This is a genomic window from Saccharopolyspora mangrovi (genome assembly GCF_035320975.1).
Taxonomy (GTDB): Bacteria; Actinomycetota; Actinomycetes; order Mycobacteriales; family Pseudonocardiaceae; genus Saccharopolyspora; species Saccharopolyspora mangrovi.
The window spans coordinates 417,750-441,387 of record NZ_JAWLNX010000002.1; the positions used below are offsets into that span (position 1 = coordinate 417,750).

General features: G+C 68.1%; 18 protein-coding genes and 1 pseudogene. 5 read left to right on the plus strand and 14 right to left on the minus strand.

The annotated features are described in order from the left end of the window. Nucleotides 1-83 precede the first annotated feature (83 nt). From R4I43_RS04520 to R4I43_RS04535, 4 genes and pseudogenes are all read right to left on the minus strand, one after another. Nucleotides 84-1,309: pseudogene (locus tag R4I43_RS04520) on the minus strand (phosphoglycerate kinase). 3 nt (nucleotides 1,310-1,312) lie between these two features. After that, nucleotides 1,313-2,323: a type I glyceraldehyde-3-phosphate dehydrogenase gene (gene gap, locus R4I43_RS04525; RefSeq protein WP_324264223.1), complete on the minus strand. Its 1,011-nt coding sequence runs from the start codon at nucleotides 2,321-2,323 to the stop codon at nucleotides 1,313-1,315. Between the two features lie 45 nt (nucleotides 2,324-2,368). After that, the gene (locus R4I43_RS04530) at nucleotides 2,369-3,244 is read right to left on the minus strand and encodes a phosphoribulokinase (RefSeq protein ID WP_324264224.1); all 876 of its coding nucleotides are present in this window, start codon (nucleotides 3,242-3,244) and stop codon (nucleotides 2,369-2,371) included. A 15-nt stretch (nucleotides 3,245-3,259) separates the two neighbouring features. Then, nucleotides 3,260-4,342 carry a class 1 fructose-bisphosphatase gene (locus tag R4I43_RS04535; RefSeq protein ID WP_324264225.1) on the minus strand — a complete coding sequence of 361 codons (1,083 nt, stop codon included), beginning with the start codon at nucleotides 4,340-4,342 and terminating at the stop codon, nucleotides 3,260-3,262. 251 nt (nucleotides 4,343-4,593) lie between these two features. Between R4I43_RS04535 and R4I43_RS04540 the strand changes: the two genes are divergently transcribed. Further along, nucleotides 4,594-5,670 (plus strand): HAD-IIA family hydrolase, encoded by a 1,077-nt coding sequence (locus R4I43_RS04540; protein WP_324264226.1) that lies wholly within the window; start codon nucleotides 4,594-4,596, stop codon nucleotides 5,668-5,670. 395 nt (nucleotides 5,671-6,065) lie between these two features. Here the strand turns inward: R4I43_RS04540 and pntB are convergent, their stop codons facing one another. The 10 genes from pntB to R4I43_RS04590 all read right to left on the minus strand — a co-directional run bounded on the left by pntB (nucleotide 6,066) and on the right by R4I43_RS04590 (nucleotide 18,114). After that, nucleotides 6,066-7,487, minus strand: coding sequence for a Re/Si-specific NAD(P)(+) transhydrogenase subunit beta (gene pntB, locus R4I43_RS04545; RefSeq protein WP_407691188.1), 1,422 nt, complete (start codon nucleotides 7,485-7,487; stop codon nucleotides 6,066-6,068). A 112-nt stretch (nucleotides 7,488-7,599) separates the two neighbouring features. Further along, entirely contained in the window at nucleotides 7,600-9,129 is a 1,530-nt protein-coding gene (locus R4I43_RS04550) for a Re/Si-specific NAD(P)(+) transhydrogenase subunit alpha (RefSeq protein ID WP_324264227.1), read from the minus strand. Between the two features lie 39 nt (nucleotides 9,130-9,168). Beyond that, the gene (gene folD / locus R4I43_RS04555) at nucleotides 9,169-10,023 is read right to left on the minus strand and encodes a bifunctional methylenetetrahydrofolate dehydrogenase/methenyltetrahydrofolate cyclohydrolase FolD (RefSeq protein ID WP_324264228.1); all 855 of its coding nucleotides are present in this window, start codon (nucleotides 10,021-10,023) and stop codon (nucleotides 9,169-9,171) included. A 52-nt stretch (nucleotides 10,024-10,075) separates the two neighbouring features. After that, nucleotides 10,076-11,053: a 2-hydroxyacid dehydrogenase gene (locus R4I43_RS04560; RefSeq protein ID WP_324264229.1), complete on the minus strand. Its 978-nt coding sequence runs from the start codon at nucleotides 11,051-11,053 to the stop codon at nucleotides 10,076-10,078. A gap of 14 nt (nucleotides 11,054-11,067) precedes the next feature. Next, nucleotides 11,068-11,979: a succinate--CoA ligase subunit alpha gene (gene sucD / locus R4I43_RS04565; protein ID WP_324264230.1), complete on the minus strand. Its 912-nt coding sequence runs from the start codon at nucleotides 11,977-11,979 to the stop codon at nucleotides 11,068-11,070. Continuing rightward, entirely contained in the window at nucleotides 11,976-13,178 is a 1,203-nt protein-coding gene (locus tag R4I43_RS04570; RefSeq protein WP_324264231.1) for a malate--CoA ligase subunit beta, read from the minus strand. The genes sucD and R4I43_RS04570 overlap by 4 nt, the downstream gene beginning before the upstream one ends. Nucleotides 13,179-13,188: 10 nt before the next feature. Next, the gene (locus R4I43_RS04575; RefSeq protein ID WP_132684896.1) at nucleotides 13,189-14,142 is read right to left on the minus strand and encodes an HpcH/HpaI aldolase/citrate lyase family protein; all 954 of its coding nucleotides are present in this window, start codon (nucleotides 14,140-14,142) and stop codon (nucleotides 13,189-13,191) included. Nucleotides 14,143-14,167: 25 nt separating this feature from the next. Further along, on the minus strand, nucleotides 14,168-15,376 hold the full coding sequence (locus tag R4I43_RS04580) for an aminotransferase class V-fold PLP-dependent enzyme (RefSeq protein ID WP_324264232.1): 1,209 nt from the start codon (nucleotides 15,374-15,376) through the stop codon (nucleotides 14,168-14,170). A gap of 105 nt (nucleotides 15,377-15,481) precedes the next feature. Then, nucleotides 15,482-17,179 carry a formate--tetrahydrofolate ligase gene (locus R4I43_RS04585; RefSeq protein WP_324264233.1) on the minus strand — a complete coding sequence of 566 codons (1,698 nt, stop codon included), beginning with the start codon at nucleotides 17,177-17,179 and terminating at the stop codon, nucleotides 15,482-15,484. A gap of 257 nt (nucleotides 17,180-17,436) precedes the next feature. Continuing rightward, nucleotides 17,437-18,114 (minus strand): Crp/Fnr family transcriptional regulator, encoded by a 678-nt coding sequence (locus R4I43_RS04590; protein WP_324264234.1) that lies wholly within the window; start codon nucleotides 18,112-18,114, stop codon nucleotides 17,437-17,439. Between the two features lie 465 nt (nucleotides 18,115-18,579). Between R4I43_RS04590 and R4I43_RS04595 the strand changes: the two genes are divergently transcribed. The 4 genes from R4I43_RS04595 to R4I43_RS04610 are packed head-to-tail and all read left to right on the plus strand — an operon-like array spanning nucleotide 18,580 to nucleotide 23,637. Then, on the plus strand, nucleotides 18,580-19,038 hold the full coding sequence (locus tag R4I43_RS04595) for an NADH-quinone oxidoreductase subunit NuoE family protein (protein WP_324264235.1): 459 nt from the start codon (nucleotides 18,580-18,582) through the stop codon (nucleotides 19,036-19,038). Further along, nucleotides 19,035-20,594, plus strand: coding sequence for a formate dehydrogenase beta subunit (locus tag R4I43_RS04600; protein WP_324264236.1), 1,560 nt, complete (start codon nucleotides 19,035-19,037; stop codon nucleotides 20,592-20,594). The genes R4I43_RS04595 and R4I43_RS04600 overlap by 4 nt, the downstream gene beginning before the upstream one ends. Then, nucleotides 20,591-23,422 (plus strand): formate dehydrogenase subunit alpha, encoded by a 2,832-nt coding sequence (fdhF, locus tag R4I43_RS04605; RefSeq protein ID WP_324264237.1) that lies wholly within the window; start codon nucleotides 20,591-20,593, stop codon nucleotides 23,420-23,422. Before R4I43_RS04600 ends, fdhF begins: the two co-directional genes overlap by 4 nt. Then, nucleotides 23,419-23,637, plus strand: coding sequence for a formate dehydrogenase subunit delta (locus R4I43_RS04610; RefSeq protein WP_324264238.1), 219 nt, complete (start codon nucleotides 23,419-23,421; stop codon nucleotides 23,635-23,637). The genes fdhF and R4I43_RS04610 overlap by 4 nt, the downstream gene beginning before the upstream one ends. Nucleotide 23,638 lies beyond the last annotated feature (1 nt).

The following is a 23,638-nucleotide window of genomic DNA, read 5'->3' on the forward strand; positions in this document are numbered from 1 at the left end:
ACCCCGGGGTTTTTCCCCCCCATACCCAGCGGGGGGCTGGTTCTCATGCCCCCCCCCCCCCGCTTCTGCGCGCCCCGAAGTCATCACCGTTGCGCGACCTCTGCCGGAGACTCCTCGAGAACCCGGATCCCGGGTAGTTCCCGGCCTCGAGGTATTCGAGGCTCGCGCCGCCACCGGTGGAGATGTGCCCGAAGGCCGTCTCATCGAAGCCGAGCACACGGACCGCGGCAGCGGAGTCGCCGCCGCCGACGACGGACAGGCCCTCCACTGTGGTCAGCGCCTCGGCAACCGCCCGGGTGCCGGTGGCGAACTCGGCGACCTCGAAGACGCCCATCGGGCCGTTCCAGAAGACCGTCCTGGCGTCTGCGAGGACGTGCGCAAACGCCGTGGCCGACTCCGGCCCGATGTCCAGGCCGAGCGCGTCGGCGGGGATGGCGTCGGCGGCCACGACCTCGGGCTCGGGGGTGCGGCCGCCGTCGGGGAACGCCGTGTCGATCACGACGTCGGTGGGCAGCACGACCTCCACACCCGCTGCCCGTGCCTGCGCGAGGTATCCCCGGACGGTGTCGAGCTGGTCGGACTCCAGCAGGCTCCTGCCGACCTCGTGGCCCTGCGCGGCCAGGAAGGTGAAGACCATACCGCCACCGATAAGCAGCTTGTCGGCCTTGGTCAGCAGGTTCTCGATGACACCGAGCTTGTCGGAGACTTTCGAACCGCCCAGCACCACGGCGAAGGGCCGCTCAGGATCGACGGTCAGCTGCCGCAGCACGGCGACCTCGGTAGCCACCAAGTCGCCCATCGCGCGCGGGAGCCGCTGCGCGACGTCAAACACGCTGGCCTGCTTGCGGTGCACCACGCCGAAACCGTCGGAGACGAAGGCATCGGCGAGCGCAGCGAGCTGGTCGGCGAAAGCGGCCCGCTCGGCAGCGTCCTTGGAGGTCTCGCCGGGGTTGAACCGGACGTTCTCCAGCAACGCCACATCACCGTCGTCCAGCCTCGCGACCGTCGCCGCGGCGGACTCGCCCACGGTGTCGGTGGCGAAGGCGACTGGCCGGCCGAGCAGCTCGGCGAGCCGCGCAGCCACCGGCGCTAGGGAGTAGGCCGAGTCGGGCTCGCCCCGTGGGCGGCCGAGGTGAGCGGTCACCACGACCCGGGCACCTGCCTCGGCGAGCGCCTCGATCGTCGGCACCGCTGCACGGATTCGCCCGTCGTCGGTGATGCTGGAGCCCTCCAGGGGCACGTTAAGATCGGACCGGACGAGCACCCGCTTGCCGCGGACGTCGCCCAGTCCCGCAAGGGAGTTCACCATCGCTCAGACGCTCTCGCCGACGTGGGTGATCAGGTCCGCGAGCCGGTTGGAGTAGCCCCATTCGTTGTCGTACCAGCCCACGACCTTGACCTGGTCGCCGATCACCTTGGTCAGCGGCGCGTCGAAGATGCACGACGCCGGATCGGTGACGATGTCGGACGACACGATCGGATCGGTGGAGTACCGGAGGATCCTGCCGTCGGCCGCGGCCCTGACGATCTCGTTGACCTCGTCGACCGAGGTCGACTTGGGGGCCTCGAAGGTGAGGTCGGTCGCCGAGCCGGTCGGCACCGGCACCCGCACCGCGTAGCCGTCCAGCTTGCCCCGCAGCTCCGGTAGCACAAGGCCGATCGCCTTCGCCGCACCGGTCGAGGTCGGCACCACGTTCAACGCAGCGGCACGCGCGCGGCGCGGGTCTTTGTGGATGTTGTCCTGCAGGTTCTGGTCGGCCGTGTAGGCGTGCACCGTGGTCATCAGGCCCTTGGAGATGCCCAAGCCGTCGTGCAGCGCCTTGGCCATCGGGGCCAGGCAGTTGGTGGTGCACGAGGCGTTCGAGATCACCGTGTGCGCGCCCGGGTCGTAGTCCTGCTCGTTCACGCCCATCACGACGGTCACGTCCTCGTGGCGCGCCGGAGCCGAGATGATCACCTTCTTCGCGCCACCGGAGTCGACGTGTGCGCGGGCCTTCTCGGCATCGGTGAACAAGCCTGTCGACTCGATGACGATGTCGGCGCCGAGGTCCTTCCACGGCAGGTCAGTCGGGTCGCGCTCCGCGAGCGCTGCGATCGATGTGCCACCGACGACGATGGCCTCGCCGGTGGCGGTGACCTCGGCGTCCAGCCGACCGAGGATCGAGTCGAACTTCAACAGGTGCGCCAGCGACGCGTTGTCGGTCAGGTCGTTGACGCCCACGATCTCGATGTCGGCGCGGCCGGAAGCGTTGAGCGCGCGGACGGCACGGAAGAAGTTGCGGCCGATGCGGCCGAAACCGTTGATTCCTACGCGAACAGTCACTGATGTCCTCCTTTAAATGGTGGCGGATGGCTCGATGGGCAGGGGTCAACGAGCCTTGTCGCGACGCTCGAAGAGCCGCCAGAGCATCGGGGTGAAGATCAGCTGCATCGCCAGGTCCATCTTCCCGCCGGGGCAGACGATGGTGTTCGGGCGCGACATGAACGAGTCGTGCAGCATCGAGAGCAGGTAGGGGAAGTCGATCCCGCGCGGGTCGGCGAAGCGAATGACGAGCATGGACTCGTCCGGTGAGGGAATCGTCCGCGCGATGAACGGGTTCGAGGTGTCGACCACCGGAACCCGTTGGAAGTTCACATGAGTCCGGGAGAACTGCGGGCACATGTAGTGCACGTAGTCGTGCATCCGCCGCAGGATCGTCTCGGTCACTGCCTCGGTCGAGTAGCCCCGTTTCGCCTTGTCCCGTTGCAGCTTCTGGATCCACTCGAGGTTGATCACGGGCACGACGCCGATCAACAGGTCGGCGTGCTGGGCGACGTCGACCTTCTCGGTGGCCACCGCGCCGTGCAGCCCTTCGTAGAAGAGCAGGTCCGTATCGGCCGGGATGTCCTCCCAGGCTGTGAACGTCCCCGGTTCCTGGGCATACGGCGCCGCCTCCTCCTCGTTGTGGAGGTACTTGCGCACCTTCCCCGTGCCGCTCTCCCCGTACTCCCGGAACAGGGTCTCCAACTCCTCGAACAGGTTGGACTCGGGGCCGAAATGGCTGAAGGTGTGGTCCCCCTCGGCGAACGCCCTGGCCATCTCGCCCTTCATGGCCATGCGGTCGTAGCGGTGGAAGCTGTCGCCTTCGACGAAGGCGGCCTCGACCGCCTCCCGGCGGAAGATCTGCTCGAAAGTGCGCATCACCGAGGTGGTGCCGGCGCCAGAAGACCCGGTGATCGCGACGACGGGGTGCTTGGCAGACATGGATCCTCCAGAACGTCAGATGGCGTGGAACAGGCCGCGCACCCCGTACAACGGGTTCCAGTTCCCCGTCGGCTCGCTCAGCTCCTCGGTTGGCTCGGTGTGGTAGCGGGTGATCCGTTCGACCTCCTCGCGTGAGCCGAAGACGAACCCGATGCGCTGGTGCAGGTCGGTCGGGTTCACGTCGAGTACGCGCTCCCGGCCTGTCGTGGCCAGGCCGCCGGCCTGCTCGATGAGGAACGCGATCGGGTTCGCTTCGTAGAGCAGCCGCAGCCTGCCCGCCTTCTCGGGGTTCTTGGAATCCCGCGGATACATGAACACGCCACCGCGAGTGAGGATCCGGTGCGCTTCGGCCACCAGCGACGCCACCCAACGCATGTTGAAGTCCTTCTCGCGAGGACCCGACACCCCCTGCAGGCACTCGTCGATGTAGCGCTTGATCGCCGGCTCCCAGAAGCGGCGGTTGGAAGTGTTCACGGCGTACTCCGCGGTGCTCTCCGGCACCGTGATGTCCTGGCGGGTCAGGAAGAACTCGCCGAGGTGGGGATCGAGCGTGAAGGCGTGCACCCCCGTCCCGACCGTGAGCATGAGCACCGTGGACGGGCCGTAGATGGCGTATCCGGCAGCCACCTGCTCCGTTCCCGGCTGCAGGAAGTCCTCCACCCGGGCTTCCTCCCCAGGCGCCGCCGCCCGCAGGATCGAGAAGATGCTGCCTACCGAGACGTTGGCGTCGATGTTGGACGAACCATCAAGCGGGTCGAACGTCAGCAGGTACTTGCCACGGGGAAACTCAGCCGGGATGGGATGCGGCTCCTCCAACTCCTCCGAAACCATCCCGGCGAGATGACCGCCCCACTCATTGGTGCGCAGGAAGATGTCGTTGGCCACGACGTCGAGCTTCTGCTGCTGTTCGCCCTGGACGTTGACCGCACCCGCACTGCCGATGACGCCCGTGAGCGCACCGGACGCGATGCGCTTGGAGATGGCTTTGCAGGCCAGCGCCACGTCGAGGATCAGCGAATTGAGCTCACCGCTCGAACCGGGATGACGTCGTCGTTCCTCGATGAGGAATTGGGTCAGCGTCGAGCGCTCGGTCAGCATCTCATCACTCCTGACGGGTCATGGGCGTGCGTCGAGCACAACCGGGGCGTGCATCGAGCCCACCAGCCAGGCCGGCGACGAACATCCACCCGAGGGGTGACCGCGGGGGTGGTTGCCGAGGTGGAGGGAGCCCTCTTGAAGTCACCCTGCCGAGCTGGTCACCCCTGAGCTCATTCCCGCAGGTGATTCGTCAGCACCGGGCGTCCCATAACGTCGGTCGGCAATCCCAACCTCACCTCGGAGGAGCACCGATGCACATGATGGGTGAGCTCACCACCACCTCCCACGGCACCGAGCCCCTCAGCACGCTGTACAGCGGCCTGATCTGCGATCTCGACGGTGTGGTGTACCGCGGCGCCACGGCCGTCCCCGATGCGGTCGAGACCTTGAACCAGGTGACGGCGGACGGTCTGCCCGTCGTCTTCGCGACCAACAACGCATCCCGCTCGCCGGAGAACGTGGGCGAGCACCTCCACGAACTCGGCGTCGCACCGCAGGGCTGGTCGGTGGTCACCAGCTCCCAGGCCGCCGCTGCGCACCTGTCGGAGCGTCTCGAGCGAGGCGCTCCCGTGTGCGCGGTCGGCGGGCCAGGCGTCGCACAGGCGCTCACCGAAGCCGGACTGACCCCGGTTCGCGTCGCCGAGCTGGAGGGCACCGAGGTCGAGGCGGTCGTCCAGGGACTGGGAGTCGACGTCACCTGGGCCGAGTTGGCAGCGGTCGGATACCTCGTCCAAGCAGGAGCCACCTGGGTGGCGACGAACCTCGACCTCATGCTGCCCACCGCGCACGGCCCAGCCCCCGGCAACGGCGCCCTCGTCGCGGCGGTGCAGACCGCGACCAGCGCAATCCCGCACGTGGTCGGCAAGCCGCGCGCGGCCCTGTTCGACCTGGCGCGCACCCGGCTCGGCACCGATCACTCAGACACCCTCGTGTGCGGAGACCGGTTGGACACCGACATCGAGGGTGCCAACTCGGCCGGCCTCGACTCGCTGTTCGTGCTGAGCGGCGCCTCCCGTCTCCGCGACCTGGCGTTCGCTCCGCCGTCCGCACGCCCGACGTACGTCGCCACCGACCTGACCGGTCTGCTCGCCCCCGGACTGCCCTTGCACACCACGGTGCCCGACCAGCTCGTCGAGCTCACACCCGAAGCCGTTCTTCGCATGCGGGTTGATGGCGACAACAGCAAGCTGCTGCAATCCGTGGTCACCACGGTATGGGCCGCGCTCGACGACGGTCGTGCGGTCCCCGACGACGAAGGCATGTGGGCCAGGATCGAACGACAGCTCGAACTCGACCGCGCGAGCTCGAACTCGGTTGTTGCGAGATGAGCTAGCGGCCGGCCGTTCCGGTTGCGTGATGCGCCGCGAGGTACGCCATGCCGTCTTGACACGTGCGCGACTTCCACGACAGGCGCCAACGAGCTGCTCAAGTTGACCCCGGGCTTCAACGCGCAGGACCAGCGCCCGTTGGTCTGCGCCACCAACTCTGCGCGCTCGCTGGGTACCGTCCTCCTTCAGCACGGTCGGTTCGACTGCATCAGCCCGATGGTGTCGCCGGTTCCGCCTGCGCGGCGGGCGAACTGGCACCGCCGCCTCGATCCCGCGCGAAACAGTCGATCCAAAACGGCTAGTCGGAAGAGCGAAATTGTTCACCCCTGGCGACATCCAGTTCGCCGCACGCCAAGACGCCCAGACCACACTCGAACGCGACGTCCTGCACGAGCTCAGAACGCGTGCAGGATGTCTTCGACGCGCTTCTTGGCATCGCCGAACAGCATCGCTGAGTTGGCCCGGAAGAACAGCGGGTTCTGCACGCCGGCATACCCGGAGGCCATCGACCGCTTGAACACGACCACGTTGTCGGCCTTCCACACCGTAAGCACGGGCATGCCCGCGATCGGGCTGACGGGATCCTCGGTGGCGGCCGGGTTAACCGTGTCGTTCGCGCCGATCACGAGAACCACCGAAGTGCCGGTGAAGTCGTCGTTGATCTCATCCATCTCGAGGACAACGTCGTAGGGCACCTTAGCCTCGGCCAAGAGCACGTTCATGTGCCCGGGCAGACGACCTGCGACCGGGTGGATGCCGAACCGCACGTCCACGCCCTTCTCACGCAGCTTGCGGGTGAGCTCGGCGACGCCGTACTGCGCCTGTGCCACCGCCATGCCGTAGCCCGGCGTGATGATGACTGAGTCAGCACGGGCCAGCAGCTCCGCGACGCCCGCCGCGGTGATCTCGCGGTGCTCACCGCACTCGGTGTCGCCGTCCGGGCCGGCCTCCACGCCGAACCCTCCGGCGATCACCGAGAGGAAGGACCGGTTCATCGCCTTGCACATGATGTACGACAGGTAGGCACCCGAGGAGCCGACAAGCGCGCCAGTGATGATCAGGAGGTCGTTCTCGAGCAGGAAGCCCGACGCGGCGGCCGCCCACCCCGAGTAGCTGTTGAGCATCGACACCACGACCGGCATGTCGCCGCCTCCGATCGAGGCGACCAGGTGCCAGCCCAGCAGCAGAGCGAGCGCGGTGACCACGATCAGCAACCACAGCTGCGGCTCGAGGATGAACCAGGTCGTGAGGGCGACGAACCCGACGAGCGCGCCCACGTTGAGCAGGTTCTTGCCCGGCAGCACCAGCGGGTCGGACTTCATCCGCGCTGACAGCTTCAGGAACGCCACGATCGAGCCGGTGAAGGTGACCGCTCCGACGAACACGCCGATGAAGACCTCGGCGCTGTGGATGCCCAGCAGCTCCGACCGGCGCAGCTGCTCGGCGGCGGCGCCGACGGGGTGGTGCTCCACGTGGAAGAAACCGTTCCAGCCGACCAGGACCGCAGCGAGTCCGACGAAGCTGTGCAACAGCGCGATCAGCTCCGGCATCCCGGTCATCTCCACGACGCGGGCCCGCCACAGCCCGATCGCGGCACCGACGGCAGTAGCGCCCAGCAACAGACTGACACCGAGCGGCCCGATGCCCCGATCGACGGCGAGCGCCAAGGTCGCGAGCAGCGCGACTAACATGCCGGCGATGCCGAAGCCGTTGCCGGCCTTGGCCGTCTCGTGCTTGGACAGACCCGCCAAGGCAAGGATGAACAACAGGGCAGCGACGATGTACGCCGCCTGCGCGGTGGTTCCCACCGAAATCATGTGATCAGCGCTCCGTCAGAGCTTGTTCCTGAACTGGTTTGGTCCTTGTCCTGAGCGGCAGCCCACACGAGCAATCTGCACCGCTGCACAACGCAAGCCCGGGAGCAGGTACTCAGGACCGGGAGAACATGGCGAGCATGCGGCGGGTCACCGCGAAGCCACCGAAGATGTTGATGCTGGCGAGCAGGATCGCCGCGGTCGAGAGCACCGTGATCGCGGCATCCCCGTGACCAATCTGCAGCACTGCGCCGATCACGATGATTCCCGAGATCGCGTTCGTCACCGACATGAGAGGTGTGTGCAGCGCGTGGTGCACGTGCCCGATCACGTAGTAGCCGATCACGATCGCGAGCGCGAACACCGTGAGGTGCGCCTGCAGCGCCTCAGGCGAGATCGCTACCAGGCTCAACAGGACGGCCGCCGCGGCCGTGACGATGCCGAGTCGCTTGCCCGCGGACATGGGCTGTCGCACCGGATCCTCCACGGGCTCCGGTGTGGGCTCCGGCTCCGGCGCAGGGGTCGCCGAGACATGCACCGGCGGGGGCGGCCAGGTCACTTCTCCGTTTCGCACGACGGTCATCGAACGTTGGACCACGTCGTCGAAGTCGAGCACCAGTCGGCCGTCCCCATCCGGTGTCATCAGCTTCATCAGGTTCACCAGGTTGGTGCCGTAGAGCTGAGAGGCCTGGGACGGGAGCCGACCGGCCAGGTCGGTGTAGCCGATGATGGTGACACCGTTGCCGGTCACGACCTTCTCACCGGCGACGGTCCCTTCGACGTTGCCGCCGGTCGAGGCAGCCATGTCCACGATCACACTGCCGGGTTTCATGCCGGCCACCATTGCCTCGGTGATCAGTCGCGGTGCCGGCTTGCCGGGGATGAGCGCAGTGGTGATCACGATGTCAACATCGCGGGTCTGCTCGGCGTACATCTGCGCCTCGCGCGCCTGGTAGGCCTCGTCCATCTCCTTGGCGTAACCGGTAGCGCTGGCCTCGGCTTCGGGCGACTCGATCGCGAGGTACTCGCCACCGAGCGACTTCACCTGGTCGGCGACCTCGGGGCGCGGGTCGGTGGCGCGCACGATCGCCCCCAGACTTCCCGCGGCGCCGATCGCGGCCAACCCCGCCACACCGGCCCCTGCCACCAGCACCTTCGCCGGCGCGACTTTTCCCGCTGCGGTCACCTGGCCGGTGAAGAACCGCCCGAACTCGTGCGCCGCCTCCACGACCGCGCGGTAGCCGGCGATGTTGGCCATCGAGGACAGCACATCCAACGACTGCGCCCGCGAGATCCGAGGAACCGCGTCCATCGCCATCGCCGTGATCGGCCGATTCTCCAGATCCGCGACCAGGTCGGGGTCCAGCGCTGGGCTCAGCAAGCTGATCAGCGTGGCACCCTCGCGCAGGCGGTCCAGCTGCTCCTTCAACGGCGCGTTCACACCGAAGACGACATCGGCCGCGAGAGGCTCACCCAGCCGTGCCCCGGCCTCGATGTAGGCTTCGTCCGGGAACGCCGATGCCACGCCCGCACCTGGCTCAACAACCACCCCGTAGCCGAGCTTCAGCAGCTGAACCACGGTCGCCGGTGTTGCCGCCACCCGAGTTTCGCCCGGACGCGACTCCTTCAGCACGCCAATGTCCATTCGCTTCTTCCTGTGTCGTCTCGGCGGCGCGTCGTGCCCTCAAACGGCCGCGTTCTTCCGATCGGCGAAGCGCGCCGCGGTGACGGTGTTGCTCAGCAGCATCGCGATCGTCATCGGACCGACGCCGCCTGGCACTGGTGTGATCGCGCCGGCCACCTCGGCGACGGTTGCGGTGTCGACGTCCCCGCACAGACCCGCGTCGGTGCGGTGGATCCCGACGTCGATAACAGTCGCGCCGGGCTTGACGTGGTCCGGACCGATCATCCGGGGCAGGCCGGCCGCGGCGATGAGCACGTCTGCGCGTCGGCAGGCGGTAGCCAGGTCGCGGGTGCGGGAGTGGCAGACGGTCACCGTGGCGTTGCGTTCGAGCAGGAGCTGCGCCATCGGCTTGCCGACCAGGTGCGAACGTCCGACCACCACCGCCTCCGCGCCCTCCAGCCGCACGCCTGCCCGGTCGAGCAGGGCGATGACGCCGGCGGGGGTGCACGGGCGCAGGCCCGGCGCGCCGAGCGCGAGCCGGCCGACACTGGCGATGGTGAGCCCGTCGACGTCCTTGTCGGGGTCGATGCGGGCGATCAAATTCGCGGCGTCCAGGTGGCGCGGGAGAGGGAGTTGGAGCAAGATCCCGGTAACCGCCGGATCGGCATTCAGGTCGTCGACCACCGCTGCGAGCTCGGCCGCCCCGATGTCCGCAGGCAGGTGCCGGTGCAGGTCGCGCATCCCGGCCTGCACGCACTGCCTGCGCTTGCTCGCGACGTAGACCGCTGACGCCGGGTCATCCCCGACCAGCACCGTGGCCAGACCGGGCGGCTCGGGCAGCTGCGCGACGTCGTGCGAGATGCGCTGACGCAGCTCCGCCGCCGCGGCCTTGCCATCGATTATCGTTGCGGGCAACGTTCTTCTCCTCCTCATGACCAGCAGTGGCAGCGGCGCTGGCCGTACCACATCAGGCGATCCGGTGGGGCGGCTCCCGGCCGTCCAAGAACGCCTGAAGGTTGTCCAGCACGAGCATTCCCATCCCGATCCGGGCCTCGCGGGTAGCGCTGCCGAGGTGGGGCAGCAGGACCACGTTGTCGAGCTTGCGCAGTTCCTCGGGAACATCGGGCTCACGCTCGTACACGTCGAGGCCCGCGCCGGCGAGCGCACCAGACGCGCACGCGTCGATCAGCGCCCGTGTGTCCACCACGTCGCCACGGGCGGTGTTGACGAGGATCGCGCCCGGTCTCATTCGCGCCAGCAGCCCGGAGTCCACGAGGTGCGTGTTCGCGCCACCGCCGGGCAGGTGCAACGAGACGACGTCCGCGGTCTCGAACACCTCCTGCACGGTGTCGACGCGTCGCGCCCAGCCGAGATCGGCAGGCCCGTCGCCGCTGTCGCAGTAGACGACGGGCATGTCGAAACCGAAGTGGCCGCGCTGCGCCACCGCGGTGCCGATCCTGCCCATGCCGACGACGCCGAGCGTCTTGCCCGTCAACTCGGTGCCGACGAGGTGCGTGGGTCGCCAGCCGGTCCAGTCGCCACGCCGCAGTTCGCGCTCCCCCTCCCCCGCGCGGCGCGCCACCATCAGCATCAACGTGACCGCGAGGTCTGCCGTCGCGTCGGTGAGGACGCCGGGTGTGTTGGTGACGACGACGCCGGCGCAGGCTGCTGCCTGGAGGTCGATGTGGTTGAACCCGACGCCGTAGTTGCCGAGGAACCGGCATCGAACCTCCCCACCGAAAAGGTCGGCCGGGAGTGGGTCGGTGACGGTGGGGAGCACGACGTCGGCTTCGGCCAGCGCCCGGCGCAGCCCCTCTGGGCCCAGCGGCTGGTCGTCGACGTTGAGCCGGACGCGGGGGAAATGCCTACGCAGTTCCTCCTCCACCTCGGCGGGCCAGCGGCGGGTGACGACGACCACGGGGCCCTCGGACACCGGTTGGGACATGGGATCTCCTGATCTCAGACGGTGGCGAGCTCGAGCAGTCCGTGCTGCTGCAGCACTTTCGCCACGGTGGTACCCATGCTGGACGGGTCAGGCGCCATCGTGATGCCCGCAGCGGTCATGATCGCCGTCTTCTCCCGCGCGGATTCCCCCTCGCCGGACACGATCGCCCCGGCATGGCCCATGGTGCGTCCGGGCGGCGCGGTCATCCCGGCCACGTATCCGATGACCGGTTTGGTCATTCGCGAGCGGACGAAAGCCGCGCCCTCGGCTTCTTGGGGACCGCCGATCTCGCCGATCATCAGCACGGCATCGGTCTCGTCGTCGTCCTCGAAGAGGTCGAGGTGATCGCGGAACGAGGAGCCGTTGATCGGGTCGCCGCCGATGCCGACCGACGTCGAGACTCCGATGCGCAGCGCGCTGAGCTGCGCCGCGGCCTCATAGCTGAGCGTTCCGGAACGGCTGATCACCCCGACTCGGCCAGGCAGGTAGATGTGACCGGGCATGATGCCCAGCAGCGCCTTGCCCGGCGAGATGGTGCCCGCGCAGTTCGGGCCGGTGAGCCGCATCCGCGAGCTCATCCGGTAACGCCGCATGTAGCGCTTCACCCGCATCATGTCCTGCGCGGGAATACCGTCAGTGATGCAGACGCAGTAGCCAATGCCCGCATCGGCCGCCTCCATGATCGCGTCAGCTGCGAACGCCGGCGGCGCGAACACGATCGACGCGGTGGCCTTCTGGAAGTGGACCGCATCCTTGACCGTGCTGAAGATCCGCTTGCCGAAAATCGTCTGGCCGGCTTTGCCGGGCGTCACGCCGCCGACGATGTTCGTACCGTTGGCGATCATCTCCTCGGTGTGGAACGCGCCGATCCGGCCGGTGATGCCCTGCACGATCACCCGGGTGTCGCCGTCGATCAGGATGCTCATCGAAGCCCTCCGCCCGTCACTCGCTCCGCGGCCGGTCGACCGGCCGCGGAGGCCGCCACCACGTTCTCCGCCGCTTCCGCCAGGGTGTCGGCGACGGTGATCGGCAACCCCGAATGGGAGAGGATCCTGCGGCCTTGCTCGACGTTGGTCCCGGAAAGCCTTGCCACCACCGGCACCTTGACGTTGGCCTTGGCGAAGGCCTTCAGCACGCCCTCCGCCACCCAATCGCATCGGTTGATGCCCGCGAAGATGTTGACCAGCACGGCCTCGACGTTGCCGTCCTGGAGGACCGCGCGAAACGCGGTCAGCACGCGATCCGGGGACGCGCCGCCGCCGATGTCGAGGAAGTTCGCGGGCTCGCCGCCCGCCAGCTTGATCATGTCCATTGTGGCCATCGCAAGCCCGGCGCCGTTGATGATGCAGCCAATGTTGCCGGTGAGCCCCACGTAGGACAGCCCGTGGTCGGCCGCATGCCGCTCGCGCGGGTCCTCCTGGCTGGGGTCGCGCAATTCCGCGATCCCCGGGCTGCGGAAGATCGCGTTGTCGTCGAACGACATCTTCGCGTCCGCGGCCACGAGGTCACCGTCGTGCGTGATGACGAGCGGGTTGATCTCCAGCAGGGTGGCGTCGAGATCCCGGAAAGCGCGGTAGGCGGCCCGGAAGATCCGGGACGCCGGGGTGATCTGCCCGGCGGGGAGTCCGACTGCGAGCGCGATCTCACGCGCCTGGAACTCCAGGAACCCGACCGCCGGCTCGACCGGCACCCGCACCACTGCTTCCGGAGCGGTCGCCGCGAGGTGCTCGACGTCGACCCCGCCGTCGGCGGAGGCGATGATGACGACCTGTTCGCTCGCCCGGTCCAGCAAGATGGCGAAGTACAGCTCGCGGTCGATCTCCGCGGCCTCCTCGACGTACACCTGCGAGACCAGCTTGCCCGCGGGCGCCTGCCGCGTGACCAGTCGCTTGCCGAGCAGTCCGCCTGCCGCGCGGGCCACGTCCCGGTCCGAGTGGCACAGCGACACGCCGCCGGCCTCGCCGCGACCACCGGAATGCACTTGGGCCTTGACAACCCAAGCTTCTCCCCCGATCTCGTCGGACCGGTAGGCGGCTTGTTCCGGACTGTTGGCGAGCCCGCCGCGCGGCACCGGCACGCCGAACCGCGCCAGGATCTCCTTGGCCTGGTACTCGTGGATGTCCATTGCGCTCCCCTCACCCCCGCCTGGACGCCGTGTCGCGAATCGCGTCGTCGAGCGCGATCACGTTGCGGGCCATGCGCTCCGAGGCGGCGTCGATCATCTTCCCGTCCACCGCCGCCGCTCCTCGGCCCTCGGCCTCAGCCCGCCGCAGCTCGGCGACGATCCGTCGAGCCCGTTTGACCTCGGACTCCGGCGGCGTGAACACCTCGTTCGCCAGCTCGACCTGGCTCGGGTGGATCGCCCACTTTCCCTCGCAGCCGAGTGCGGCCGCGCGTCCGGCACCCGCTAGGTAGCCGTCGGGGTCGGAGAAGTCGCCGAACGGCCCGTCGACGGCCCGCAGCCCGTAGGCCCGGCAGGCGACTGTCATCCGGGAGAGAGCGAAGTGCCACTGGTCGCCCGGGTAGGCGGGGTTGAGCCCGCCGATCGTCACCGTGCGCGCCCGGTTGCTCGCGGCGTAGTCGGCGACCCCGAAGTGCAGGGCTTCCAGCCGCCCTCCGCTCGCCGCGATCGCCTCGACGTTCGCCATGCCCAGCGCGGTCTCGATCAGAGCCTCGGTGCCCACGCGCGTGGCGAAGCCGAGGGCCTGCTCGATCTGGTCGAGCAGGGTCTCGACCACGTACAGGTCTGCCGGCACTCCGACCTTCGGAACCAGGATGGTGTGCAGCCGGTCGCCCGCCTGCTCCACGACATCGACGACATCGCGGTACATGTACGGGGTGTCCAGGCCGTTGATCCGCACCGAGACCGTTTTGCCCAGCCCGGCCCAGTCGATCTCGGTGAGACCGCTGATCACGTTCTTGCGGGCTTGCTCCTTCTCCGGAGGCGCCACCGCATCCTCCAGGTCGAGGAACACCACGTCGGCGGTGCTCGTCGCGGCCTTCTCGATGAACGTCATGTTGGAGCCGGGAACGGCGAGCTCGCTGCGGTGCAGCCGGTTCCGACGCATCGGGTACAGGGTGTGGCTCATGGGACTCCTCTGGGCGCGCGGTGGGTCAGCGAGGGGCGGCGTAGGACAGCTCGACCGACCGCTCGGCAGCCGGGTGGGCGCTGCAGTAGTACTCCTGAGCGGCGGCGACGCCCACGCCGAAAGCGACGTCCGCGCCGGCGTCGGCCAGCGCCATCTCGGCCGCGGCGAGCGCGGCCAGGCACGACACCTCGTTGAGGTCGCCGAGGTGCCCGATCCGGAAAACATGACCCGCGAGTCGCGCGAGGCCCCCGCCGAACGACGTCCGGTACCGGTCGTATGCGATACGGCAGACCTGCACACCGTCCACACCCTCCGGGACGCGGATCGCGGAGACTGTGTCGGAATACCACTCGGGCGCCGTCGCGCACAGCTCCAGGCCGAGCGCGGCCACCCCGCGCCGGACACCCTCGGCCAGGTGGTGGTGTCGGTCGAACACCGCGTCCAGGCCCTCGTCGAAGAGCAGGTCCAGCGATGCGCGCAGGCCATGCAGCAGTGGAACCGGCGGGGTGTAGGGGAAGTAACCCAGGTCGTTGGTGGCGATCATGTCCTCGAAGCTGAAGTAGCAGCGCTTCATGCCCGCCACGGCCGACGCCGCCAGCGCCTTGTCGCTCACACCGAGGATCGACAGTCCGGGCGGGAGCATCAGGCCCTTCTGCGAGCCGGTGACAGCGAGGTCCACTCCCCACTCGTCCTGCCGGAAGTCGATCGAGGCGATGGAGGAGACGCCGTCGACGAACAGCAAGGCGTCCGAACCCGCGGCGTCCATAGCGCGCCGGACAGCGGCGACGTCGGAGGTGACGCCCGTGGCGGTCTCGTTGTGGGTGACGAACACCGCCTTGATGTCCGGCTCCGCCGCCAACTGGCGTTCGTACTCATCGACCGGCACGCCCGCGCCCCACTCGACGTCGACGCACACGACGTCCAGCCCGAGCCGCTCGGCCATGTCCACCCACAGGTGCGAGAACTGCCCGAACCGCGACATCAACACCCGGTCGCCGGGGCTCAGCGTGTTGGTGATCGCCGCCTCCCACGCGCCGCTCCCGGACGACGGGTAGAGGAACACCCGACCGGTGCGGCAGCGCAGCAGCGTCCTCAGGTCGGCGAGCAGCCCGTTCACGAGGTCGGGGAAGTCCGGAGCCCGGTGGTCCTGCATCGGGACGTTCATCGCCCGCCGCACCACATCGGGAACGTTCGTCGGACCGGGTACGAACAGATGGGTCACTCCGGTGGCCATGTCACCCGCCTTCCTAAGATTCCACGTTGTCTGGTGAACCTATTTCTGCTGGTGGACCCGCGTGATCACCCGCCAGGGGGAGTTCGGGGGTGCACCGCAGGTGAGTCAGGACAAGCCCTCGATCTCGCCATCCGCGTCAATGTCGATCGAGTGGGCGGACGGGGTCGCGCCGAGTCCGGGCATCGTGCGCATGTCGCCGCAGATCGGGTAGATGAACCCGGCGCCAACGGAGGTGCGGACCTCGCGCACCGGCAGCCGCCAGCCCGTTGGTGCGCCCTTCAGCGAGGAGTCCGACGAGATCGACAGGTGCGTCTTGGCGATGCACACCGGGAGATTGCCGAAACCGTTGCGCTCGTGGCGGTCGAGCTCGCGGGCCGCCTTGCGGTCGTAGTCGACGCCCTCGGCACCGTAGACCTCGGTCGCCACGGTCTCGATCTTCTCCCGCAGAGAGGCCGAGTCCGGGTAGAGCAACCTGAAATTCGACGGTTCCTCAGCGGCTTCGGCAACGGCCTCGGCGAGCTCGGTGGCACCCTTGCCCCCATCGGCGAAGTGGGTGCACACCGCGGCCCGCGCGCCGATCGACTCGGCGATCTGCCGGATCGCCTCGTGCTCGCTGGCGTGGTCCTCCGGGAAGGCGTTGATCGCCACGACCGGGGAGACGCCGTGCAGCCGGATGTTCTCGATCTGCTTGCGCAGGTTCGCCGCGCCCGCGTGCACGTCGTCCGGGCTCTCCGCTAGCAGTTCCGGCGGCAGCGGCTTGCCCGGGGCGATCGTGAACCGGCCGGAGTGCGCCTTGAGCGCGCGCACGGTGGCCACCACGACCGCGGCATCCGGCGTCAGCCCCGAGGCCCGGCACTTGATGTTGAAGAAGCGCTCCGCCCCCATGTCGGCGCCGAACCCGGCCTCGGTGATGAGGTAGTCCCCGCCGCGGATGCCGACGAGGTCGGCGACGACGGATGAGTTGCCGTGCGCGATGTTGCCGAACGGTCCGGCGTGCACCAGCACGGGCGTGTTCTCCAGGGTCTGCAGCAGGTTCGGCTTCAACGCCTCCCGCATGATCACGGCCATCGCACCTGCGCCACCGATGTCCTCGGCGGTGACCGGGTCGCCGGCGGCGGTGTAGCCGACCACGACGCGCGCGAATCTCTCGCGCATGTCCTGCACGGAGCGGGCCAGCGCGAAGATCGCCATCACCTCGGATGCCGCGGTGATGTCGAAGCCGGTCTGCCGTGGTTCGCCGTCCACGTGCGTGCCCAAGCCGACGATCACGTTGCGCAGCGCGCGGTCGTTGACGTCGAGCACGCGCCGCCAGATGATGCTGTGCGGGTCCAGGCCCGTGGGATTGCCCTGGTGCAGGTGGTTGTCCACCAAAGCCGAGAGCATGTTGTGGGCGGCGGTGACCGCGTGGAAGTCCCCGGTCAGGTGCAGGTTGAGGGTCTCCATCGGCACGACCTGGGCGTAGCCACCACCCGCGGCGCCGCCCTTGATGCCGAACGTCGGCCCCATGGAGGGCTGCCGGACGGCCACCACTGCCTGCCGCCCGATGTGCTTCATCGCCTGCGCGAGGCCCACCGTGGTAGTGGTCTTGCCCTCCCCCAGCGGGGTCGGGGTGACTGCGGAGACCACGACGTACTTGGCCTTCGGACGGTCGGCCAGCTCGTCGATGGCCTCCAGCCGGATCTTGACGACGTCTCGGCCATAGGGCTCGATCAGGTGCGGCCCTAGGCCCATCTGCTCAGCAACACCCTCAATGGGCTTCAGGGACGCGCCGCGGGCGATCTGCAGGTCGGTCGGGAAGGACACGGTCAGCTCCTCGAAACGGTGGTCGCCGGGAAGTCGTCGATCTCGACGCCGAACTCGACACGCGCGTCGAAGCAGGTGCTGACCGGACGAGCGCCGGCAGTGCAGCGGTTTGCTCTGACCGCGCTGGCTGTCGTTGCGCACGACAGGGGGTAACGCGATGAGACTCGGAGTCCGCGTCTGTTCAGTGAACGTATTTCCGCTTCCGGGCCCGCATGATCACCCTCCGGGGGGAGTTCAGGGGTGAGGCGAGCACTCGTTCAGCGGGCGCGTCGGGCCAGGCGATGCGGATCGATGATGAGCACGCTCTTGCCCTCGAGCCGCAGCCAGCCGCGGTGCGCGAAGTCGGCCAGCGCCTTGTTCACCGTCTCCCGCGAAGCACCGACGTACTGCGCGATCTCCACCTGCCTCAGGTCGTGGGTGACCTGCAGCAAACCCGCCTCCTGGCTGCCGAAGCGCTGCGCGAACTGCAGCAGCGCCTTGGCGACCCGGCCGGGCACGTCAGTGAAGATCAGGTCCGCGAGCATGCCGTTGGTGCGGCGCAGCCTGCGCGCCACCACCCGCAGCAACTGCTCGGCGATCTCTGGGCGGCTGCCGATCCACTGCCGCAGCACGGCGCGGTCCATGGTCAGCGCGCGCACCTCGGTGACCGCAATCGCGGTCGAAGTCCGCGGCCCCGGGTCGAAGAGGGACAGCTCTCCGAACATGTCCGACGGGCCCATCAACTCCAGCAGGTTCACCCTGCCGTCCGGGGACCTACATCCCAGCTTGACCTTGCCGGATTGAACGATGTAAAGCCGGTCACCGGGCTCGCCCTCGGCGAAGACCACCTCGTCTCGCCGGAACTCAGACGGTTCCAGCGACCGCATCAACGCTTCGGCCGCGGCCGGCTCAATGCCTTGGAACAGGCTCGCGCGTGCAAGTGTCGGATCGGTCATTTTCTGCTCCTTGGCCCTGACTGCTCGGATGTCCGGTGGGTGTCAGCACCCTGGGAGCTTGCGACGGTCTCAATTCCGAGTCAGCGTGCCTGTGCGAGCACATCAAAGACGCCGCCCGGCCTCATCCCCCTGCGCGGTGAGCTCCGGTGTGAGCCAGCGCACTGACGCGTCGCGCGGCAACGTCCTGCGGCTGCACCCACAGCCCGCACGAGGAAGTGGAAACAGGCGGTACCCGATCGGTAACCCAGCCCGCACTTCACCCCTCAGGGGGATGGGCGTGACCTACGTCTCTGGTGTGGTCGCAAACACACCCAAACCAGCTCCTCGCCTGCTGGGCAGCCGAGCCCAACGCATCCGGCGCGCACTGTTCACCAATCGTCATCGTTCTGGTGGAACCGGCTGGCACTGGACGTCCGAACTAACGCACCTACGAGCACACGTGGAGCTCTCATGAGTCGAGCAACCGTGGACCTGCCGGACGTGGTCCGGTCCGTTGTGGACGCGCATCGGCACGAACGAGGTCCACTCCTGGTAGTTCTGCAGGAGATCCAGGAACGCCTGGGGTGCCTCGACCCTGAGGTGGTCCCGCTAGTAGCGGCGGAGATGAACCTGTCCCGAGCCGACGTGCACGGCGTCGCCACCTTCTACCGGGACTTCCATTCGGAGCCGCACGGCAGGGCGCTTGTCCGGATCTGCCGTTCGGAAGCCTGCAAGTCGATGGGTGCCGAAGACCTCGTTGCCCAGGTGGAGACTGCCCTCGCCGCCAAGACGGGCGAGACCTCGCCCGATGGCTCGGTCACGCTCGACCAGGTGTTCTGTCTGGGCAACTGCGCCCTCAGCCCCGCCGCGCAGATCAACGGCCGGCTGCACGGACGGCTCACCCCTGACCGAGTGCTCGCCATCGCACGGAGGGATGCCTCGTGATCACCGTCTACGTTCCCCACGATTCGGCGGCCAAGTCAGTCGGCGCCGACGACGTAGCGGACGCCCTCGAACGCGCGGCTGCGGCCGCCGGTCAGCACATCAAACTCGTGCGCAACGGAACTCGCGGAATGCTCTGGCTCGAGCCGCTGGTCGAAGTCGCGACCGAAGGCGGGAGGGTGGGGTACGGGCCCGTCCGCGCAGACGACGTCGACGAACTCGTGAGGTCCGGAATGCTCGAAGGAGCAGGCCACGACCTCTACCTCGGGCTGGTCGAGGAACTGCCGTGGATGCGCGATCAGCAGCGGCTGTGCTTGGCACGAGTCGGCGTCACGGATCCGCTGTCGCCCAACGACTACCTCGGTCACGGAGGTCTCGCTGGTCTCCAGCGGGCGCTTGAGCTGGACCCGGCCGACGTCATCGCCGAAGTCACCGAGTCAGGCCTGCGCGGCCGCGGCGGCGCGGGATTCCCCGCCGGCATCAAATGGAAGACCGTGTCCGAAACCGAGGGAGAGCTGAAGTTCGTCTGCTGCAACGCCGACGAAGGCGACGGCGGCACCTTCGCCGACCGGATGGTGATGGAGGGCGACCCGTTCTGCCTCCTCGAGGGCATGGCGATCGCGGCATACGCCGTCGGGGCCCGGGAGGGCTACATCTACCTGCGTTCGGAATACCCGGACGCTGCCACGGCAATCAGAGCGGCGATCGAGATCGCCCGGGACGAAGGCTGGCTCGGGGACGACGTCCTGGGGTCCGGGTTCAGCTTCGACATCCACCTCCGGATCGGCGGCGGTGCCTACATCTGCGGCGAGGAGACCTCGATGCTGGACAGCCTCGAGGGCAAGCGCGGCATGGTACGCCCCAAGCCACCGATCCCCGCGATCACGGGGCTTTTCGGCAAGCCCACCGTGGTGAACAACGTGCTGACCCTGGCCAGCGTGCCGACGATTCTGGCCCAGGGCGGCGAGGCGTACGCCGCGCTGGGCGTGGAGCGCTCGCGTGGCACGCAGGTGTTCCAACTGGCAGGAAACATCGCGCGGGGCGGGGCCTTCGAGACCGCATTCGGCATCTCCCTGGCCGACCTGGTCCATGAGTACGGCGGCGGGACCCGTTCCGGCAGACCTGTGCGAGCCGTACAAGTGGGTGGACCGCTCGGGCCCTATCTCCCCGGATCGCAACTCGACCTCCCAACCGACTACGAAGCCTTCGACGCGGCCGATGCGATGCTGGGCCACGGCGGCATCGTGGTCTTCGACGACACCGCCGACATGGCCGCGATGGCACGGTTCGCGATGGAGTTCTGCGCCGAGGAGTCCTGCGGCAAGTGCACTCCCTGCAGAGTCGGGTCGGTGCGCGGGGTCGAGACCATCGACAAGATCATCAACGGCGAGGACACCGACGGCAACCTCGGGCTCCTCAACGACCTCTGCGACCTGATGACCGAGGGCTCGCTGTGCGCGATGGGCGGACTGACGCCCAACCCCGTGAAGAGCGCGCTGTCCCACTTCCCCGAGGACTTCACCCAGAAACGCGAAGTGCACCAGGAGGAGGCGCGATGACGCTGTTCAAGGAACCTGATCTCGGCACCCCCGCTCCGCCGGAGGGAGCACCACCAGTTGCGGTCGAGGTCGATGGCCTTCCGGTGACCGTGCCGGAGGGAACATCGGTGCTGCGGGCCGCAGCGCTGGCCGGCGTCGAAATTCCGAAGCTGTGCGCGACCGACAGCCTCGACGCGTTCGGGTCCTGCAGGTTGTGCCTGGTCGAGATCGACGGACGCCGAGGCACGCCGGCCTCGTGCACCACGCCGGTCGCCGCCGGTATGCAGGTGCGCACCCAGAGCTCGAAGCTGGAGAAGCTGCGCCAGGGAGTGATGGAGCTCTACATCTCCGACCACCCGCTGGACTGCCTGACCTGCCCGGCCAACGGCGACTGCGAGCTGCAGGACATGGCGGGTGTGGTCGGGCTGCGGCAGGTGCGCTACGGCTACGAGGGCGCGAACCACCTCGACCTCGAGATCGACCACAGCAACCCCTACTTCGACTTCGACCCCTCGAAGTGCATCTCCTGCTCCCGCTGCGTTCGCGCGTGCGGCGAGGTCCAGGGAACGTTCGCGCTCACCATCGAAGGGCGCGGGTTCGAGTCCAAGGTGTCTGCCGGAGCGGGCGAATTGTTCGCCGACTCCGAATGCGTGTCCTGCGGTGCGTGCGTCGCGGCCTGCCCGACGTCGACCTTGCAAGAGAAGTCGGTGGTGGACCTGGGGATTCCCAACCGCACGGTGAAGACCACCTGCGCCTACTGCGGCGTGGGGTGCTCTTTCAAGGCCGAGCTGCGCGGCGACGAGCTCGTCCGGATGGTTCCGGACAAGGACGGCGGCGCCAACGAGGGCCACGCCTGCGTCAAGGGCCGGTTCGCGTTCGGCTACGCCACGCACCCCGACCGGGTGCTGAGCCCCATGATCCGCGAGAAGATCACCGACGAGTGGCGCGAGGTCGACTGGGACACCGCGATCACCTACGTCGCCGACAAGATGCGCGAGATCCAGTCCAGCCACGGCCCGGGCGCTATCGGCGGCATCACCTCTTCCCGCTGCACCAACGAAGACGTCTACGTGGTGCAGAAGATGGTGCGCGCGGCGTTCGGCAACAACAACGTCGACACCTGCGCGCGGGTGTGCCACTCCCCCACCGGCTACGGCCTGAAGCAGACGTTCGGCGAGTCCGCCGGTACCCAGGACTTCCGGTCAGTGGCCAAGTCGGACGTCATCGTGGTGATCGGCGCGAACCCGACCGACGGGCACCCGGTGTTCGCCTCCCGGATGAAGCGACGGCTGCGCGAGGGCGCCAAGCTGGTGGTCATCGACCCACGCCGCATCGACCTTGTCCGGTCTCCCCACATCGAGGCGGAGTACCACCTGCCCGTCGCCCCCGGCACCAACGTCGCCCTGGTCAACGCGCTGGCCCACGTGGTGGTCACCGAAGACCTGGTCGACCGCGAATTCGTGGACGCACGCTGCGAGGACTTCGAAGCGTGGGCGGAGTTCATCGCCCAACCCCAGAACAGTCCGGAGGCCACCGAGGAGATCACCGGGATTCCCGCGCAGGACGTGCGCGCCGTTGCCCGGATGTACGCCACGGGAGGCAACGCTGCGATCTACTACGGGCTGGGTGTCACCGAGCACAGCCAGGGCTCGACGATGGTGATGGGCATGGCCAACCTCGCCATGGCCACCGGCAACATCGGGCGGGACGGTGTCGGTGTGAACCCGCTGCGCGGGCAGAACAACGTGCAGGGCTCGTGCGACATGGGCTCGTTCCCGCACGAGCTGCCCGGATACCGGCACGTCTCCGACGACGCCGTGCGGGAAGTCTTCGAGAACCTGTGGCAACGACCGCTGATCCCCGAGCCCGGCCTGCGGATCCCGAACATGTTCGATTCCGCCCTCGACGGGTCCTTCCGCGGGCTTTACGTCCAGGGCGAGGACATCGCGCAGTCCGACCCGAACACCGGCCACGTCGACGCAGCGCTGCGTTCCCTCGACCTCCTCGTGGTGCAGGACCTGTTCATCAACGAAACCGCGAAGCTGGCCCACGTGTTCCTGCCCGGCACGTCGTTCCTGGAGAAGGACGGCACCTTCACCAACGCCGAGCGACGCATCAACCGGGTCCGGCCGGTGATGGCCCCCATGACGGGTAAGCACGAGTGGCAAATCCCGTGCGAGATCGCGCAGGCCATGGGATACGACATGTCCTATGACGACCCGAGTGAGATCATGGAGGAGATCGCCTCGCTCACACCGACGTTCACCGGGGTTTCCTTCGAGAAGCTCGACAAGCTCGGCAGCGTGCAATGGCCCTGCAACACCGAGGCTCCTGAGGGAACCCCGATCATGCACGTCGACGAGTTCGTGCGCGGTAAGGGCAAGTTCATCACCACGACGTTCGTTCCGACCAACGAGCGCTCCACCCGCAAGTTCCCGCTGATCCTGACCACCGGCCGGATCCTGAGCCAGTACAACGTGGGCGCCCAGACGCGGCGCACCCACAACGTCCACTGGCACAAGGAGGACGTGTTGGAGATCCACCCCCACGACGCCGAGGTGCGAGGCATCGACGACGGCAGCGAGGTGACGATCACCAGCAGGACCGGGGAAACCATGCTGCGCGCGGTGATCTCGGACCGCATGCCCACCGGGGTCGTTTACACCACCTTCCACTACCCGCTCAGCGGCGCGAACGTGGTCACCACCGACAATTCCGACTGGGCGACCAACTGCCCGGAGTACAAGGTCACCGCGGTCCAAGTCATGCTCGGGTCACGTGCCGCCAACGGTGTTTCGTCGGAAGCGACCGCCCATGCCGCATCGTCAGACGAAGGAGTTGAGAGGTGAGCACCTCACCGGTGATGAAGCTGGCCGACGACATCGCGGCCCAGTTCCGGCACTACCCGCCCCGCGCAGCCGCCGCCTCGATCGCCAACCACATACGCCAGTTCTGGGACCCGCGGATGTGTTCGCAGCTCAAGACCCAAGTGGCAGAGGACGGCGCAGACTGCGACCCGAACGTCATCGCGGCGATCCAGCTGCTCAACGCAACCGAACGCTGAC

Excerpts from the sequence above, each read along its gene's own strand:
- R4I43_RS04530 (WP_324264224.1), bottom strand. The coding sequence starts at position 3,244 with ATGTCTGCCAAGCACCCCGTCGTCGCGATCACCGGGTCTTCTGGCGCC.
- R4I43_RS04535 (WP_324264225.1), bottom strand. The coding sequence starts at position 4,342 with ATGCTGACCGAGCGCTCGACGCTGACCCAATTCCTCATCGAGGAACGA.
- R4I43_RS04540 (WP_324264226.1), top strand. The coding sequence starts at position 4,594 with ATGCACATGATGGGTGAGCTCACCACCACCTCCCACGGCACCGAGCCC.
- pntB (WP_407691188.1), bottom strand. The coding sequence starts at position 7,487 with ATGATTTCGGTGGGAACCACCGCGCAGGCGGCGTACATCGTCGCTGCC.
- R4I43_RS04550 (WP_324264227.1), bottom strand. The coding sequence starts at position 9,129 with ATGGACATTGGCGTGCTGAAGGAGTCGCGTCCGGGCGAAACTCGGGTG.
- R4I43_RS04560 (WP_324264229.1), bottom strand. The coding sequence starts at position 11,053 with ATGTCCCAACCGGTGTCCGAGGGCCCCGTGGTCGTCGTCACCCGCCGC.
- sucD (WP_324264230.1), bottom strand. The coding sequence starts at position 11,979 with ATGAGCATCCTGATCGACGGCGACACCCGGGTGATCGTGCAGGGCATC.
- R4I43_RS04570 (WP_324264231.1), bottom strand. The coding sequence starts at position 13,178 with ATGGACATCCACGAGTACCAGGCCAAGGAGATCCTGGCGCGGTTCGGC.
- R4I43_RS04575 (WP_132684896.1), bottom strand. The coding sequence starts at position 14,142 with ATGAGCCACACCCTGTACCCGATGCGTCGGAACCGGCTGCACCGCAGC.
- R4I43_RS04580 (WP_324264232.1), bottom strand. The coding sequence starts at position 15,376 with ATGGCCACCGGAGTGACCCATCTGTTCGTACCCGGTCCGACGAACGTT.
- R4I43_RS04590 (WP_324264234.1), bottom strand. The coding sequence starts at position 18,114 with ATGACCGATCCGACACTTGCACGCGCGAGCCTGTTCCAAGGCATTGAG.
- fdhF (WP_324264237.1), top strand. The coding sequence starts at position 20,591 with ATGACGCTGTTCAAGGAACCTGATCTCGGCACCCCCGCTCCGCCGGAG.